Origin of the sequence: Acinetobacter sichuanensis (genome assembly GCF_003024515.2) — a bacterium.
In the GTDB taxonomy this organism is placed as follows: Bacteria; Pseudomonadota; Gammaproteobacteria; order Pseudomonadales; family Moraxellaceae; genus Acinetobacter; species Acinetobacter sichuanensis.
On the sequence record NZ_PYIX02000019.1, the window covers coordinates 32,893 to 48,219 of the forward strand.

At 39.6% G+C, this 15,327-nt stretch carries 14 protein-coding genes; 12 read left to right on the plus strand and 2 right to left on the minus strand.

Annotation, left to right across the window (positions count from 1 at the left end; translation table 11 throughout):
- Window positions 1-59 precede the first annotated feature (59 nt).
- Window positions 60-1,346, minus strand: coding sequence for a salicylate 1-monooxygenase (salA, locus tag C9E89_RS12065; RefSeq protein ID WP_107008589.1), 1,287 nt, complete (start codon window positions 1,344-1,346; stop codon window positions 60-62).
- Window positions 1,347-1,685: 339 nt separating this feature from the next.
- On the opposite strand from salA, the gene C9E89_RS12070 reads away from it, so the two are divergent.
- The 10 genes from C9E89_RS12070 (at window position 1,686) to C9E89_RS12115 (ending at window position 12,491) form a co-directional block, all read left to right on the plus strand.
- A complete protein-coding gene (locus C9E89_RS12070; protein ID WP_228199030.1) occupies window positions 1,686-2,690 on the plus strand; it encodes a phosphotransferase family protein in 1,005 nt (334 codons plus the stop codon).
- Window positions 2,687-3,013, plus strand: a complete 327-nt coding sequence (locus C9E89_RS12075; RefSeq protein WP_107008590.1) for a hypothetical protein — start codon at window positions 2,687-2,689, stop codon at window positions 3,011-3,013. The genes C9E89_RS12070 and C9E89_RS12075 overlap by 4 nt, the downstream gene beginning before the upstream one ends.
- 2 nt (window positions 3,014-3,015) lie before the next feature.
- Window positions 3,016-3,747 (plus strand): histidine phosphatase family protein, encoded by a 732-nt coding sequence (locus tag C9E89_RS12080; protein WP_107008591.1) that lies wholly within the window; start codon window positions 3,016-3,018, stop codon window positions 3,745-3,747.
- A complete protein-coding gene (locus C9E89_RS12085) occupies window positions 3,744-4,904 on the plus strand; it encodes an acyl-CoA dehydrogenase family protein (protein ID WP_107008592.1) in 1,161 nt (386 codons plus the stop codon). The genes C9E89_RS12080 and C9E89_RS12085 overlap by 4 nt, the downstream gene beginning before the upstream one ends.
- A gap of 24 nt (window positions 4,905-4,928) precedes the next feature.
- The gene (locus tag C9E89_RS12090; RefSeq protein WP_107008593.1) at window positions 4,929-5,693 is read left to right on the plus strand and encodes an SDR family NAD(P)-dependent oxidoreductase; all 765 of its coding nucleotides are present in this window, start codon (window positions 4,929-4,931) and stop codon (window positions 5,691-5,693) included.
- Window positions 5,694-5,736: 43 nt separating this feature from the next.
- On the plus strand, window positions 5,737-7,611 hold the full coding sequence (locus tag C9E89_RS12095) for a sigma 54-interacting transcriptional regulator (protein WP_107008594.1): 1,875 nt from the start codon (window positions 5,737-5,739) through the stop codon (window positions 7,609-7,611).
- A 147-nt stretch (window positions 7,612-7,758) separates the two neighbouring features.
- Window positions 7,759-9,390, plus strand: a complete 1,632-nt coding sequence (locus C9E89_RS12100; RefSeq protein WP_107008633.1) for a long-chain-fatty-acid--CoA ligase — start codon at window positions 7,759-7,761, stop codon at window positions 9,388-9,390.
- A gap of 73 nt (window positions 9,391-9,463) precedes the next feature.
- Window positions 9,464-9,781, plus strand: a complete 318-nt coding sequence (locus C9E89_RS12105; protein ID WP_107008595.1) for a DUF485 domain-containing protein — start codon at window positions 9,464-9,466, stop codon at window positions 9,779-9,781.
- Window positions 9,774-11,426 (plus strand): cation/acetate symporter ActP, encoded by a 1,653-nt coding sequence (gene actP, locus C9E89_RS12110; RefSeq protein WP_107008596.1) that lies wholly within the window; start codon window positions 9,774-9,776, stop codon window positions 11,424-11,426. Before C9E89_RS12105 ends, actP begins: the two co-directional genes overlap by 8 nt.
- 312 nt (window positions 11,427-11,738) lie before the next feature.
- Complete coding sequence (locus tag C9E89_RS12115) at window positions 11,739-12,491, plus strand: glucose 1-dehydrogenase (protein WP_107008597.1); 753 nt, start codon at window positions 11,739-11,741, stop codon at window positions 12,489-12,491.
- A gap of 132 nt (window positions 12,492-12,623) precedes the next feature.
- Here the strand turns inward: C9E89_RS12115 and C9E89_RS12120 are convergent, their stop codons facing one another.
- A complete protein-coding gene (locus tag C9E89_RS12120) occupies window positions 12,624-13,292 on the minus strand; it encodes a GntR family transcriptional regulator (protein ID WP_107008598.1) in 669 nt (222 codons plus the stop codon).
- 134 nt (window positions 13,293-13,426) lie between these two features.
- Here C9E89_RS12120 and C9E89_RS12125 point away from each other — a divergent pair, with 134 nt between their 5' ends.
- The gene (locus C9E89_RS12125; protein ID WP_107008599.1) at window positions 13,427-14,281 is read left to right on the plus strand and encodes a fumarylacetoacetate hydrolase family protein; all 855 of its coding nucleotides are present in this window, start codon (window positions 13,427-13,429) and stop codon (window positions 14,279-14,281) included.
- A 91-nt stretch (window positions 14,282-14,372) separates the two neighbouring features.
- Window positions 14,373-15,311: a VOC family protein gene (locus C9E89_RS12130; RefSeq protein WP_228199032.1), complete on the plus strand. Its 939-nt coding sequence runs from the start codon at window positions 14,373-14,375 to the stop codon at window positions 15,309-15,311.
- Window positions 15,312-15,327 lie beyond the last annotated feature (16 nt).

Below are 15,327 nucleotides of genomic sequence, written 5' to 3' on the forward strand. Positions count from 1 at the left end.
AAAGACATCCCTAGTCGATGAAACATAAAATTAAAAATAAAAAAGCTGAAAGATTAATCTCAGCAGCTTTCCAGTTCAGTTTTAAGGACAGCATTTAATTGTGTTTTAGCATTTAAAACATCCTGTTCTAAATCATGTTGCCATAACCAATCAAAGCGATGTATTAAGTGTTCACCTACTGCGGTAAAATTAGCAAATTGTGGTGCATATAATTCATAAATTTCTCCAGATTCACGAGAAGTATTTTGAGTTTTTATTGCTCTTTCCTTTCTTATTTCTTCATAAATGCTAGAAATGTCAGAAAGATGTTCAATACTGACTCCTGATACACTAAATAATTGCGCTAAAATCAAAGCATCCTCTAAACCTTGTCCTGCACCTGCGCCTTGATGAGGAAGCATGGCATGGGCAGCATCACCAATCAAAATGACATTTTTATAAATATTTTGATAAGTTTCTAAAGGCTCTATTTCATGTAATGCCCAAATCGTTGGATGATCAATTAAATTGAGTAATGCTTGGGTTCCTTGCCCCCAATCATGAAAATCTTTGAGCATGCTTGACTGATCTGTTGGCATAGTCCATGGCGTATGATCAGGGAGTGTAGTCTGATTGCGGTCGGACTTAAAGGCTACAATATTAATTTCTTCGCCTTGACGAATCGGGAAAGTCAAAATGTGTTTATCATGACCTAATAGCATTTGTGGTACATCAGCTAATTCTGGATCATGACCTAAACGAGAAATTTCCTGTTTATAGTCAGCATATTTAACAATACCACGATATGCCCACGTTCCTGAAAATCTAGGTTTAACTTGTTCTAAACCCTGTGACTCAAGTACATGTTGGCGTACTACAGAATGAATACCATCACTACCAATAACATAGTCACATTCAAATATGTCACCCTCTTCAAAAAAGATTTTTGCACTTTCTTCAGTTGCTACAACCTGTTTTACACGTTTATTAAAATGTACATGTTTTTGATCAACTAAAGGAATGAGTGCATCTAAAAAATCAGCACGATGTACAGAAGACTGTCCGATCTCTGGTGCTAGTGAGGCAGAAAGATATTCATCTGTATAGCCATTACGCCATTGAAACCAAATATCTTGATAAGGTGCTTTGACTTGATCTGCGATACTTTCATATTCTTGACCTAAGCCAAGTAAATGAATCGCTTTAACGGCATTTGCTCCAAATGAAATACCTGCACCAATTTCTGAGAATTGTGGTGCAGACTCAAACAAATATACATCTAAATTTTTGTTTTTAACTAAATTTGTTACAAGTGCTAAGCCTGCGATGCCTCCACCAATAATAGCAATTTTGATTTTTCGATCCATGATTTAATTCCGAGTGAATAACTATGAAATCTATCATTAATGATTTTTTTTGATAAATCCAATTTATATTTTTTTGAATAAACTATTTAAAAAGTTGATAGATTATTAAATTAATAAATGCATGAAACAATAAATAGCTGAGTTCAAATTTTAGACTTAATGATTATAATTGAAATCATATTTTTCAAATTTGAAACGATTTTGCAAATGTGAAAACATTGTAAAAGTATAAATAATTGAAAAATAAAATAAATTTTATATGGCACGCTCTTTGCAATTACAAAATGAAATATGGGAATCATACCCTGTGGAAAATGCAACACAAAAAGGAAATATGTTATGGATGACATTCAGTTGCAGGCATTGCAAACGCTGTTATTGAACAAATTGGATATTCACACCGCCTCACCCATGCCAATTAAAAAACTCAGTGGCGGTGCGATTCAGGAAAACTGGGCGATTCAGGGACAGCGTGAACATGCTGATTATGAAATTGTCCTTCGCAAAAATGCCGAAACCAGCGTCGAAGCCAGTTCCGACCGTAAACAGGAATATGACTTATTACAGCGTTTATATGAACTGAATGTTCGTGTACCTGAGCCCTTATTGTTTCAAAGCAAAGGTGATACCTTAAACAGTGATTTTTTTGTGATGCAGAAAATATCAGGTATGGCAGAAGGACATAAATTGGTACGCCTGAATCAGCCTGAGCTTCAAGTGGCAATTTTACAGGACATTGGACAGCGACTTGCAGATTTGCATGCCATTTCTGCGGACGCTGAAATAGAAAAAATTATTCCAAAACCGATCAAAGCCGATTATTTAAATCAGTCAATTGAACTGTTGCAATCACACTTGCACAAACTAAATCAGCATCGTCCAATTCTGGAATTTGCGCTGAGTTGGATGCAGCAACATCAACCTGTGATTGATGATCTGGTACTGGTACATGGTGATTATCGTACAGGCAATATCATGATAGACCATGATCATGTGTCGGGCATTCTGGATTGGGAGTTTGCCCATTGGGGCGATCGCCGGGAAGATATCGGTTGGTTCACCGCAAAATGCTGGCGCTTTGGTCAAAATGCGCAAGTTGCAGGTGGCATTGGTGCATATAAGGATTTTATTCAAGCCTATGCAGAACATGCAGATGTCTTTATTCCTGAATTTGAATTGAAGTTTTGGCATATTTTGGCGCATGTACGTTGGGCGATTATCGCACTGCAACAAGCCAATCGTAATCTGGATAATACTGAGCCATCTTTAGAACTGGCATTAACAGCATTTTTAGTACCACAACTGGAAAAAAATATTCTCGATATTCTGGGAGATAAAGAATGAATCAAACTCAGATTTTACAACTGATTGAGGCGAGCCAAGCCACCTTAAAACATGAGTTGCAAGCCAAGCATCCCGAGTCGAAATATCATATTTTGATGCTACAACGCAGTTTTCAACTGGTCAAAAATTATATTGAAAGTGCGGCACAAAATGAACAACAGCAGTTGAAAATTTTACAGGATTATTTCCAATTTCCTGTGCAGGATCTGGAGCAAAGTACAGAGCAGTTATGTGCTGAAATGGCGAAGCAATCTGACTTACAGGCGTTGCAACTTTTACAGCAATTAAATCAGCTTGATTTGAATATGACCAAGGCAGGTTAAACATGTCGATGATACGTCTTTATCTGGTTCGACATGGTCATGTTGATTATTTCGATGCCGCACAACAGCCGATCAATCCGAAATATGCACCTTTATCTGCGCAAGGTGAACAACAAATTCAGTTGCTTGCAGCGCATTTACAAGCCATTCAGATGGATCAGATTTTTTCTTCAACCATGCCCCGTTCAATACAGACCGCCGAAATTTTGGCAAGGCAACAAGCTCGAAAAGACATAGATTCTTATGATGAGATTCGTGAAATTAAATCAGGTCGGCTTAAAGATATTCCTGTAGATCAAGCAGAAGTGTTGATTAAAAAAGCTTATTACCCGAAAAAATTTGCTTTGAATGGATTTTTACAAGGCGAGTCATGGACTGATTTTGAAACACGGGTGATCACATGGTTTCAGCAGATGTTGCGACAGCAAAGTCAATCCAAACCACAGCAGACTACACAGCATATCTTGGTTTCTGCACATGATGCGGTGAATCGAATCGTACTGAATTGGGTGCAAGGTTTGCAGCAGCATGATGTTCAGGTACAGGAACAAAATTATGCCTGTCTGAATATCATTGATTTTTATCTGCAAGATCAGCAAATCGTGGAAAGTCGGATTTTATTGCAAAACTTTACGGCACATAACATTTTAAAAATAAATGAATCTGAAAATGCTTTGGATCATGTTTACAACATTTATATGCGTACCAATGGATTTAAAGGGGAAACGGTATGAAGACGCTGAGTCAGGATTTGATTGAATTACAACAAAAAGTTCGCAATTTTATTCAACAGGTGGTGATTCCTTATGAGCAAGACCCACGTCAGGACAGTCATGGACCAAGTACTGAGTTACGTGCTGAATTGATTGAAAAAGCACGTGAACATGGTTTGCTGACCCCGCATGCAAGTGTGGAGATGGGCGGACAAGCGTGGACACATGTACAAAAAGCCGTTGCCTTTGAAGAAGCGGGATATTCTCCTTTGGGTCCAATCGCGATGAACATTCATGCACCCGATGAAGGCAATATTCATTTGCTGGATATAGTCGCGAGTGATGCACAGAAACAACGCTGGCTCAAGCCAATGGTCGAAGGCAAAATTCGTTCATGTTTTGCCATGACTGAACCTGCACCCGGCGCAGGCTCTGACCCTTCCATGTTACTCACTACAGCAACATTGGATGGTGATGATTATGTGATTAATGGACGTAAATGGTTGATTACAGGTGCGGATGGTGCTTCTGTGGCAATTATCATGGCGAAAATGGAAGATGGTTCTGCTTCGATGTTTTTGACCGATACCGATGCAAAAGGCTTTATTCTGGAAAAAAATATGAATGCGATGGATTCCTGTTTTGCAGGTGGTCATGGCATTTTACGTTTTGAGAATTTGCGTATTCCCAAAGAAAATGTGTTGGGTGAAATTGGCAAAGGCTTTAAGTATGCACAGGTACGTTTAGCCCCTGCACGTTTGACCCATTGCATGCGCTGGTTGGGGCAAGCCCGTCGTGCGCATGATATTGCCACCCAATATGCATGTGAGCGTCAGTCTTTTGGTCAGCGTTTGGGTGATCATCAAGGCGTGGGTTTTATGCTGGCGGACAATGAAATGGATCTGCTGAGTACTCGTCTGGCGGTGCATTATTGTGCGCAAGTGTTGGACATGAATGACAAAGGCAATTACGAATCTAGTCTGGTCAAAGTGATCAGTTCAGAAAATATCTGGAAAATTATTGATCGCAGTTTGCAAATTTTGGGTGGACAGGCGATTACCGATGAAAACTTGGTCTGCAAAATTTTTAAAGATGCACGTGGCTTCCGTATTTATGATGGTGCCAATGAAGTACATCGTATGAGTATTTCAAAAAAATTATTAAATGGGAAAATTTAAGATTAATTTCAAGGAAGAAAAAGCATGTTTGATTTAAAAGGAAAAAATATTTTGGTGACGGGTGCTTCAAGTGGCTTGGGGCAGCACATTGCAGCATTTTATGCAGTGCAGGGAGCCAATATCATTATTTGCGCCCGCCGTGAGGAACGTTTAAAACAGTTGCAAACGCAGTTGGAACAAGACTACGGCATTCAAGTGCATCGCTATACATTTGATGTCAATGACCGTACTGCGGTTCAGGCGATGTTACAGGATTTGGAGCAAAAACAAGTACATGTAAATGTATTAATCAACAATGCAGGTGTGGGCGATTCCAAACGCTTTTTAGACTATAGCGATGCGGACTGGGATGCGATTGTAGGGACCAATCTAAAAGCACCGTGGATGTGCGCGCAGGAAGTGGTGTCGCATATGGTCAAACAAAAAGTAGCGGGTTCCGTTATTAATATTACCTCGATTTTATCTGAAAGCATTAATTTGGGGGTTGCACCGTATTGTGCATCCAAAGCAGGACTCAAACATTTAACCGAAGCGATGGCGGTTGAATTGGCACGTTTTAATATTCGGGTCAATGCGATTGCACCGGGTTATATGGTCACTGAAATTAATGAGGATTATTTAACGAGCGAAGCAGGACAAGCCATTTTAAAACGTATTCCAATGCGTAGATTTGTTGAATTTTCCGATTTAAATGGCGCACTATTACTGTTAGCATCGGAAGCAGGTCGAGGAATGACTGGCGTAGAAATAAAAGTAGATTGTGGACATAGTTGTTCAGCCATTGCATAGCGGTTTGCTGAACAACAGAGAAATATCATAGGAAGATCGTAACATGCTGAATCAAAAGCCGATTAATATTTTGGTGAGTTATATTAAAACGCCATCTATTAATGGCTTTCGGGCATTGGCAGAGCAAACCATTGCCAAAATCCATACGGATCAAATTGGTTTTGTCGAATGTCATATTTCCGATGTGTTGGATGTTGCTCAACAATTGGTTGAAAATGGCAGTGAAATTTTACTCTGTACTGGAGCGACAGCACATTATTTACAGAAAAAATTGCCCATTGAAATTCACCCGATTCGCACAGGGGCTTTTGATGTCATCCAAGCCATTTCTAACTTAAAGCAGTATCAAAAAATCGCACTTCTGGGCAGTACTTCAAGTGTCAATCTGACCCAATATGCCGATGTCTTTGCCCTAAAAATTCAGCAATTTAGCTATGATTCATATCTGGCTGCCAAAAAAGCGGTGGAGCTTGCGCAACAGCAAGAGTTTGATGCGGTGATTGGTTCGCCTGTAGCTGTAGAAATGGCACTCAGTCTCAATATGGCAGCACAACTTGCAATCAGCAGTAATGCCTTACACGATCATCTTGAGAGTGCCTTGCAGCGACTGGATAAAATTCGTGAAGAAAAACAACATACTCAACGTCTGACTGAAATTTTCAATCATTTGACCGATGGGATTTGTTTTATTTCCAATACGGGCAATATCCGTTTTATCAATCAATCCATGACTGAATTGTTGGGGATCCATGCCACAGCCGTTTTAAATCAATCGGTACATCATATTTTTCAGCATTTGGATCTGAATTTGGACAATAGCCATCAGATTTTGACGGTGGGTGCGAAAAAACTGGCGGTACATTTATCTGTATTAAAAAATGAACATATTGATGGTTTTATTCTCAGTGCTCAGGATTTGGAAAGTTTTGAAAAATCGAGCAGTGAGTTTCGTAAGGTTTCAAGCCGAAAATTCAATACCCGTTATCGCTTTTCAGATCTGATTAGTAAAGATCCACAATTTTTACAAAGCATTGAATTGGCAAAACAATATGCTCAAACTGAAGCTACAATTTTAATTACAGGTGAAAGCGGTACAGGCAAGGAGTTATTGGCACAAAGTATTCATCAATACAGTGCAAGGGCAAAAGCACCTTTTGTTGCGATTAACTGTGCATCCTTTCCTGAAAGTATTTTGGAGAGTGAACTGTTTGGTTATGAGGAAGGGGCGTTCACAGGTGCAAAGAAAAATGGCAAAGTCGGACTGATTGAGGCGGCGCATAATGGCACGCTATTTTTAGATGAAATTGGTGATATGCCTTTGCATTTACAAACTCGATTTTTACGGGTATTACAAGAACGTCAAATCAACCGATTGGGTTCGATTGTCAGTCATCATGTCAATATTCGGGTTTTGGCAGCCACGCATTGTGATCTTGAAGAACAGGTGAAAAAAGGCGAGTTTCGCGCTGACTTGTATTATCGCCTGAATATTTTACGGGTTTTTGTACCTGCGCTGAGACAGCGCCGTGTCGATATTCTGGAATTGGTATCGCATTTTTTAAGCAAGCATGATTTAAGCCGTGAGCAGTTGCCTGAGCATGTGCTGAAAGCACTACAAAAATATCATTGGTTGGGCAATGTTCGTGAGTTGGAAAATATTATTGAACGTTTGGCAGTCATGAGTCGTTTGGATCAAAGCCTGTTGTCACAGCATTCTATTGAGCGACATATTCCTGAAATTTTTCAAAAAGCAGATCAACAGGAACAGAGTCCTTTAAAAGCCGTGAAGATCAATCAGGAGTTACAATTGATCGAACAGGCGATTGATGCTGCCGATGGCAATCTGGATATTGTGGCGCAAAATTTGAATATCAGTCGTACCACGTTGTGGCGCAAAATGAAGTTATTGAAAAATTAATAATTTTGCAATTTCAGAATTGAAAAAGGTTTCAGTTTTGAAATGTTGATAAAATGTAAGTTATTGAAAAATAATAATTAAAAAGTTGGCATCATCATTGCAATAGTCTGTCTGAACTCAATTGGGAAATTGTGTAAGGATACCAAAATCATGAATGGACTGATGATGCATTGCAATTTGAATATCACCTCAATCATGCGCCATGCAATGATGGTACATGCAGAACAAGAAATTGTGTCTTTAAAGTCGGATGGCATAACAGTGCATCGTTATCGTTATAAAGATGCATTTAAACGTGTGGCACAGTTTGCTCACGTTCTGGATCAATTAAAAATATCGCAATATGCCAAAATAGGGACTTTAGCGTGGAATACGCATCAACATATGGAACTGCATTATGCGATTCCGTGTTCAGGGCGTATTTATCACACCATTAATCCCAAGCTGTTAATTGCACAAATTCAGCAAATTATTTGTGATGCACAAAATGAAGTGCTCTTGGTTGAACCTGAAAACCTGCCGATTTTAGAACAACTCTATCCATATTTTTCAGCATTCTTAAAGCATGTGATTGTCCTTGGCGATATCAATCCAAGTTTAACGGCAAGTTTTCCTTTTCAGTTTTATGAAGCGCTGATTCAGAACCAACCTGAAAGCTATGCATGGCAAGACATTGAGGAAACGCAGGCGAGTGGTCTGTGTTATACCTCAGGCACTACAGGACAACCCAAAGGTGTGTTGTATTCGCATCGCAGTACGGTTCTGCATGCGATGAGCATGAGTATGGTGGAAGTTGTGGGTTTGCATTCAAAAAGTGTGATGATGCCGATGGTACCGCTTTACCATATCAGTGCGTGGGATATGCCATTTAATGCGGTTTTATGTGGCGCGAAGTTGGTGTGGTCTAACCAATTTGCAGGGCAAGCCGACAAGATGGTGCAACTCATGCAGCAAGAACAAGTCGACATTTCTATGGCTGTGCCGACCGTATGGACGTCAATAAAAAATCATCTGCTACAACATCCACAGCTTCAGCTGAATTTAAAAAGAGCAATTTCAGGGGGTTCAGCTGCGCCACTTGCCTTAATTCAAAGCATGCAGGACTTGGGCATCCAACTGGAAAATGGTTGGGGCATGACCGAAACAAGTTCACTTGGTGCTATTAATCGTACGGCATTGATTTCTGAAAATTTTGATCAGCAAGTGGTGAAATGTGGGCGTCCGATTTTTGGTATGCAAATGCGTTTGAAGCACTTGGATGGGACAGAACTACCATTTGATGGTACGCAAGAAGGTGTCTTGGAAATACGTGGGCATACGGTGGTGCAACACTACATCAATGCTTCAGTGGAGCAACACCATCCACAGCAAAATTCTACATGGTTTGATACAGGCGATATCGCAACCATTGATGCACAAGGCTATATGCACATCACCGACCGCGCCAAAGATATGATTAAGTCAGGTGGAGAATGGATCAGTAGCGTTGAAGTGGAAAATGCAGCAATGGGTTATCACAAAGTGCATGAAGCCGCAGTGATTGCTGTTGAACATGCCAAATGGGGCGAGCGACCTTTATTGGTGCTGGTGGCGAAAGATCATCAAAATATTAGTCATGAAGAGATGCAATTGTATCTTTCCAAACAGTTACATAAATGGGCACTGCCTTCAGCCACAGTTCTCGTCAAAGAAATCCCACATACCCCAACAGGAAAAATCAGCAAAAAACAACTCAGGGAACAATATCAACACTATTTTCAGCAACTCAGTGTGGTTTAGGACGATAAAAAGTCAGTAAACAAGACCATTAACACGGTCATTAAAGAAGATCATCAAAAAAAGGATTTTTGATATGCAAAACAATGAAAATATAGAAGCCGCAATTATACAAAACAGCCAATTTAAACAGATGGTTAAAGCCCGTAATCGCTTTGCCCTATATCTGAGTTTCAGTGTGCTATTGATTTATTTTGTTTTTATTGGGGTAGCGAGTTTTTCACCACAAATTTTGGCACAAACATTGGGTGATCGTGTCATTACCATTGGTATGCCGATTGCTGCATTGGTGATTATTCTAAGCTGGTTGATTACAGGAATTTATATTTACATTACCAATCAACACTTTGATCGTATAAAAGCACAACTCAAGCGGGAGTATCAGTATGAATAAATTACTCTTGCTGACAGTGTTGATTGCCTCTAGTGGACATGCACAAGCAGCCACTGCCCAAAGTTTGAACTGGACAGCGATTGGTATGTTTGCCACCGTGGTTTTGATGACCTTGATCATCACTTGGCGGGCAGCGCGAAAAACCCATTCCAAAGAAGATTTTTACACCGCGGGTGGTTCAATTTCAGCCCGACAAAATGGTTTGGCAATTGCGGGTGACTATATGTCTGCATCCACTTTATTGGGTGCATCAAGCATGGTGTTTTTTAAAGGCTATGATGGCTTTATTTATGTCACTGGTTTTTTTGTCTGTTGGCCGATTTTAACCTTTCTAATGGCGGAACGCTTACGCAACTTGGGTAAATACACCTTTGCAGATATCGTGTCTTATCGCTTGGATCCGGATAAAACCCGAATTTTAGCCACCTGTGGTTCATTGATCGTTGTGTGTTGTTATTTGCTGCTGCAAATGGTAGGTGCAGGACAGCTGATTAAACTGCTATTTGGCATAGATTATACCGTTGCTGTGGTTTTGGTCGGTTGTCTGATGTTGGTTTATGTCATGTTTGGTGGCATGTTGGCAACGACATGGATTCAGATTGTCAAAGCGATTTTATTATTATTCGGTGGCACAGTACTGGCATTTTTATGTCTTAAATATTTTGGTTTTAGCCTCGACAATTTAGCTGCTGCCGCGGTTCAAAATCACCAATTGGGACAAAAAGTATTTGAACCCGGTTCAATGTTGTCCAATCCAATCAATGCATTATCCACATCATTAGGCTTAATTTTTGGTTTGGCAGGTTTACCACATATTTTAATGCGCTTCTTTACCGTATCCAATGCACAAGATGCACGTAAATCGGTGTTTTATGCCTCAGGTTATATCGGTTATTTCTTTATTTTAGTTTGTTTATTAGGGTATGCCGCAATCTCGATTATCGGTACCAATCCGAGTTTTTATGTCGATGGCAAACTTGGTGGCGAGTTAATTGGTGGCTCCAATATGGTTGCGATTCATTTGGCAGGTGCATTGGGTGGTAACTTATTATTGGGCTTTCTTTCAGCAGTCGCATTTGCCACGATTCTTGCCGTGGTCGCAGGACTGACACTGGCAGGAGCATCTGCGATTTCACATGATCTGTTCCAAAAAGTCATCAAAAAAGGCAAAGCCACAGAAAAACAGGAAATGAATATTTCAAGAATAGCGGTGGTTGCACTCGGAATTATTGCGATTGCTTGCGGAATTTTATTTGAAAAAATGAATATTACATTCCTGATGGGGCTGACTTTTGGCATCGCAGCATCGGCAAATTTCCCTGTGCTGTTTTTAGCCATGTACTGGAAAGATCTCACCACTAAAGGTGCGTTATGGGGCGGTTTCACGGGCATTATTTCAGCCATTGTTTTGGTGATCTTGTCACCAACCGTTTGGGTCGGTGTCATGGGTTATGCACAGGCGATTTTCCCTTATGACAATCCCGCACTGTTTTCTATGCCTTTGGCTTTTATTGTCAGTTGTGCGGTTTCTTTAATGGATCACAGTGAACGTGCTGCATTGGATCGAGCAGGTTTTGAGCAACAAGTGGTGCGTTCTGAATTGGGTGCAAAACAGGCAGATTTGGAAAAAGCACCTGTACATTAAATCAAGTGTCGTGGTGGTGATGCCTTGGTCAGTAAAAGTATTTGAATTGAACAATGAAAAGGATCTCTTGTTAAACTCAGGAAATGATCATGAGTTGATCGGAAAATTCAGATTGAAAGTACCTTCGTACCCTATATAGCTCGGTGAGAAGGTTTGGGAGATAGAATTTTCATATAAATCCTCTCCCTCTTGCGCGTAACTACGCTCATCCCTTTAAAAAGGAGAGGGAACTATCTTTGTGAATTGCTTATTGATCATAAATTAATTTCTGCAAGAGGTTGAATATTTAAGTTTTAATCGTAAGGAAGAAGTATGTTAAGTCTTAAGGATAGCGTTGCTGTTATTACTGGTGCAGGTTCAGGTTTTGGAGAAGCCATTGCCAAGCGTTTTGCCTTGGAAGGGGCGCAGGTGGCAATATTGGATTTGAATGTGCAGGCAGCACAGCGAGTAGCGACAGAAATTGGTCAACAGGCAATCGCCGTTCAGGTTGATGTCGGTGATTTTGAAGCTGTACAGCAGGCGGTTGCACAGGTTCGTGAACAATTCGGGACAGTTGATATTTTGGTTAATAATGCAGGGGTGACCCATAAAAATATGCCAATGCTTGATGTCGATGAAGCCTCTTTTGATCAAGTGTTTCGGGTCAATGTAAAGTCGATTTTTAACTTTTCCCATGCCGTTATTCCCTTGATGCAGGCACAGAAAAGTGGCGTGATTTTAAATATTGGTTCAGTGGCAGGTATTCGCCCACGTCCTGGACTGATGTGGTACAACGGCTCTAAAGGCGCAGTCAATATGTTGTCTAAGTCGATGGCGGTTGAACTTGCACCGTGGAATATTCGGGTCAATGCCATTTGCCCAACTTTGGGTGCGACGGGTATTTTGGAATCTGCAATGGGCGTACCTGACACCCCTGAAAATCGAGTCAAATTTATTGCCACCATCCCCATGGGACGTTTTGTGGAAACTGAAGATGTTGCCAATGCCGCACTGTATTTATGTTCTGAGCAGGCGTCATTTATTACAGGGGTGGAATTTCCAGTCGATGGCGGTAGAACGGTTTAGTTGATAAAATTTATATATTTTAGTTGATCATTAAAAAGCCTTGATTCAAATATTGAGGCTTTTACATGGTTTCAACTCAATTTTTTAATTTAAATTCAATTTTAAAGCATAAAAATATATGAATAATTTGTACTAATTTTTCATCGCATTGAGGATAATTTCTGTTGTAAGCAAAATATGATTTTTAATAATTGATTTTGCTAATGCAGTGTCTTTATGAATCACAGCATTCATTAACTGTTCATGTTCTTCTGCTAAGTTTCTGCTTTTATCATCATAATGTGTTGATAAACGTCTGTAGCGTTCACTTTGTGCATAGAGAAATTCACGTACTTTGAGTAACCATGTATTGGGGCAGGCTGAAACAAGCAATAAATGAAATTGATGATGAATGTGTTCCCAGTCAGGGCTTGTGATTTTATTATTTTCTGTCATACGTTCAGGTGTTCTTTTCAGTTTATGAAAAGTGGCTAAAATATTTGATTCCCAATCTAAGTCTCCATGTTGAATGGAATATTCTAAACAAATTGATTCAATTTCAATTCGAGCAATCGCTAAATGTTCCAAATCTTCAATCGAAATAGGTGTGACTTTAAACCCTTTTTGTGCTTCAGACTGTACTAACCCTTCAGCAGTCAGGCGTGATAATGCCTCACGAACTGCACCTAAACTGACTTCATGTTTTTTACATAGGTCATTAATTTTTATTTTAATTCCAGGTGCAAGCATGCCTGAAATAATTTCTTCACGAATACTGAGATAAACATTTTCAGTTTGACTAAGATTTTTTTCAGAGGTCATACATTTTGCAAAATTTTTAAAACTTAGAAATCACTATAACAAATATTTTTTAAAAATAAAAATATATTTTTTTATTGACAATATATTTTTTAAGTTTATATATATATTACACACAACACATAATGGATTTTAAAATGCGCTTTTTAAGCTTTTCAAAAAATGGAATTCACGGTATCGCAGTGCGTGATGAAAAGGGGATTAAGGGATTATTAGAAAATGCAGCAAATTACCCAGGTGATTTATTAACCCTAATTCAAAAAGGTGCAGAGGCATTAGAGCAAGCGTTTCAAGTATTAAACGCTGCTGATTATTTGATAGAAAGTGAATTAGAAATTTTATCACCGATTGCACAGCCACCCAAAATCATCTGTGTCGGTTTAAATTATGCAGACCATACCAGTGAGTCGCCGTATGAACAGCCTGATTATCCAACGCTTTTCCCACGTTTTGCATCGAGTTTAATTGGTCATCAACAGAATATATTAAAGCCTCAATGTTCTGATCAATTGGATTTTGAAGGTGAGTTAGCGGTTATTATTGGTAAAACAGGCAAACATATTCAGAAGGATCAAGCGCTGGATTATGTCATGGGCTATTCAGTGTTCAATGACGGTTCGATTCGTGATTATCAATTCAAATCGCCGCAATGGACCGTAGGTAAAAACTTTGATGCCACAGGTGCATTTGGTCCAGATCTTGTGACTGCTGATGAAATTCCAGCAGGTGCAAAAGGTCTATTACTCACCACACGTTTAAATGGCGAAGTCGTTCAACAAGCCAATACAGACGATATGATTTTTGATATTGAAACTTTAATCAGCACAATTTCAGAAGCGATTACTCTAGAAGCGGGTGATGTGATCGTTACAGGAACACCAGCAGGCATTGGTTTTGCACGTAAACCGCAGTTATTTATGAAACATGGTGATGTGTGCGAAGTAGAAATTGAAAAAGTCGGTTTGTTGTCAAATCCGATCGTGAATGAATAAACCTGATCGTTAAAAGGAATAAGCATCAAGGACGATACGGCAAATTATTTGAATTAAGACTTAAACATGTTTAATAAATGGAGATGTAAACATGGCTTTAGGACAAATGCTTTCAGGACGAAAGCTCGGTGTACATTCAATAGATCATTATGAATTGGATGTCCCTTGTTTAAAGACAGCGAAAAAATTCTACACAGATTTTGGTTTGGATGTTGAGGAAGCGCATGAGTATCTTGCATTAAGAACTTTTAGTTCTCAGCATGTATGGTCATATTTATATCCCTCAGATAAAAAGCGACTGCGCAAAATTGTTTTTGGTGCTTATGCCGAAGATTTACAAGCACTCAATGCGCGTGTTGAACAAAGCGGACAGATGACGACTTTGTTTCAGAATGCCTTCGGGAAGGATGGCTTTAAATTTATCGATCCAGATGGTGTCAATGTTGAAGTCATTGTGAGTCAAAAAGTTACACCTAATGAAAAGGATATAGATGCAAAACAAACGCAAGTATCTGGTCAACGGGGTGCAGCTTTTCGTCGCAATGCTGCCAAAGTTCAGCCTACACGCTTGTCACATATTTTGCTTTTTACTTCGGATATTGAGCGTTCAATTCAGTTTTATGAAACAGCGCTAGGTTTAAAACTTTCTGATTATTCAAAAGATGCGGTTGCATTTTTACATGCAGTACATGGGGCAGATCATCATACGATTGCATTCGCACAATCTTCTGCGAAAGGCTTTCATCACTGTAGTTGGGATGTTGTATCGGTTGAAGAGGTCGGTCTTGGCGCTAAACAGATGACGGATCAAGGTTGGACGCAAGGCTGGGGACTAGGTCGACACGTTTTAGGTTCAAATTATTTTTACTATGTGCGTGACCCTTGGGGAAGTTATAGCGAATATTCCTATGATATTGACTTTATTCCTGCAGATTTAAATTGGCAAGCTGAAGTTCATCCTGCCGAAGACTCACTGTACTTATGGGGACCCGAAGTTCCAGATGAGTTTGTGACAAATTTTGAAGCTTAACTGAATCAGACATCAG

Coding starts and splice junctions, on each gene's coding strand:
- C9E89_RS12125 (WP_107008599.1), top strand. CDS start 13,427: ATGCGCTTTTTAAGCTTTTCAAAAAATGGAATTCACGGTATCGCAGTG.
- C9E89_RS12075 (WP_107008590.1), top strand. CDS start 2,687: ATGAATCAAACTCAGATTTTACAACTGATTGAGGCGAGCCAAGCCACC.
- C9E89_RS12120 (WP_107008598.1), bottom strand. CDS start 13,292: ATGACCTCTGAAAAAAATCTTAGTCAAACTGAAAATGTTTATCTCAGT.
- C9E89_RS12130 (WP_228199032.1), top strand. CDS start 14,373: ATGGCTTTAGGACAAATGCTTTCAGGACGAAAGCTCGGTGTACATTCA.
- C9E89_RS12115 (WP_107008597.1), top strand. CDS start 11,739: ATGTTAAGTCTTAAGGATAGCGTTGCTGTTATTACTGGTGCAGGTTCA.
- C9E89_RS12105 (WP_107008595.1), top strand. CDS start 9,464: ATGCAAAACAATGAAAATATAGAAGCCGCAATTATACAAAACAGCCAA.
- salA (WP_107008589.1), bottom strand. CDS start 1,346: ATGGATCGAAAAATCAAAATTGCTATTATTGGTGGAGGCATCGCAGGC.
- C9E89_RS12080 (WP_107008591.1), top strand. CDS start 3,016: ATGTCGATGATACGTCTTTATCTGGTTCGACATGGTCATGTTGATTAT.
- C9E89_RS12090 (WP_107008593.1), top strand. CDS start 4,929: ATGTTTGATTTAAAAGGAAAAAATATTTTGGTGACGGGTGCTTCAAGT.
- C9E89_RS12070 (WP_228199030.1), top strand. CDS start 1,686: ATGGATGACATTCAGTTGCAGGCATTGCAAACGCTGTTATTGAACAAA.
- actP (WP_107008596.1), top strand. CDS start 9,774: ATGAATAAATTACTCTTGCTGACAGTGTTGATTGCCTCTAGTGGACAT.
- C9E89_RS12095 (WP_107008594.1), top strand. CDS start 5,737: ATGCTGAATCAAAAGCCGATTAATATTTTGGTGAGTTATATTAAAACG.
- C9E89_RS12085 (WP_107008592.1), top strand. CDS start 3,744: ATGAAGACGCTGAGTCAGGATTTGATTGAATTACAACAAAAAGTTCGC.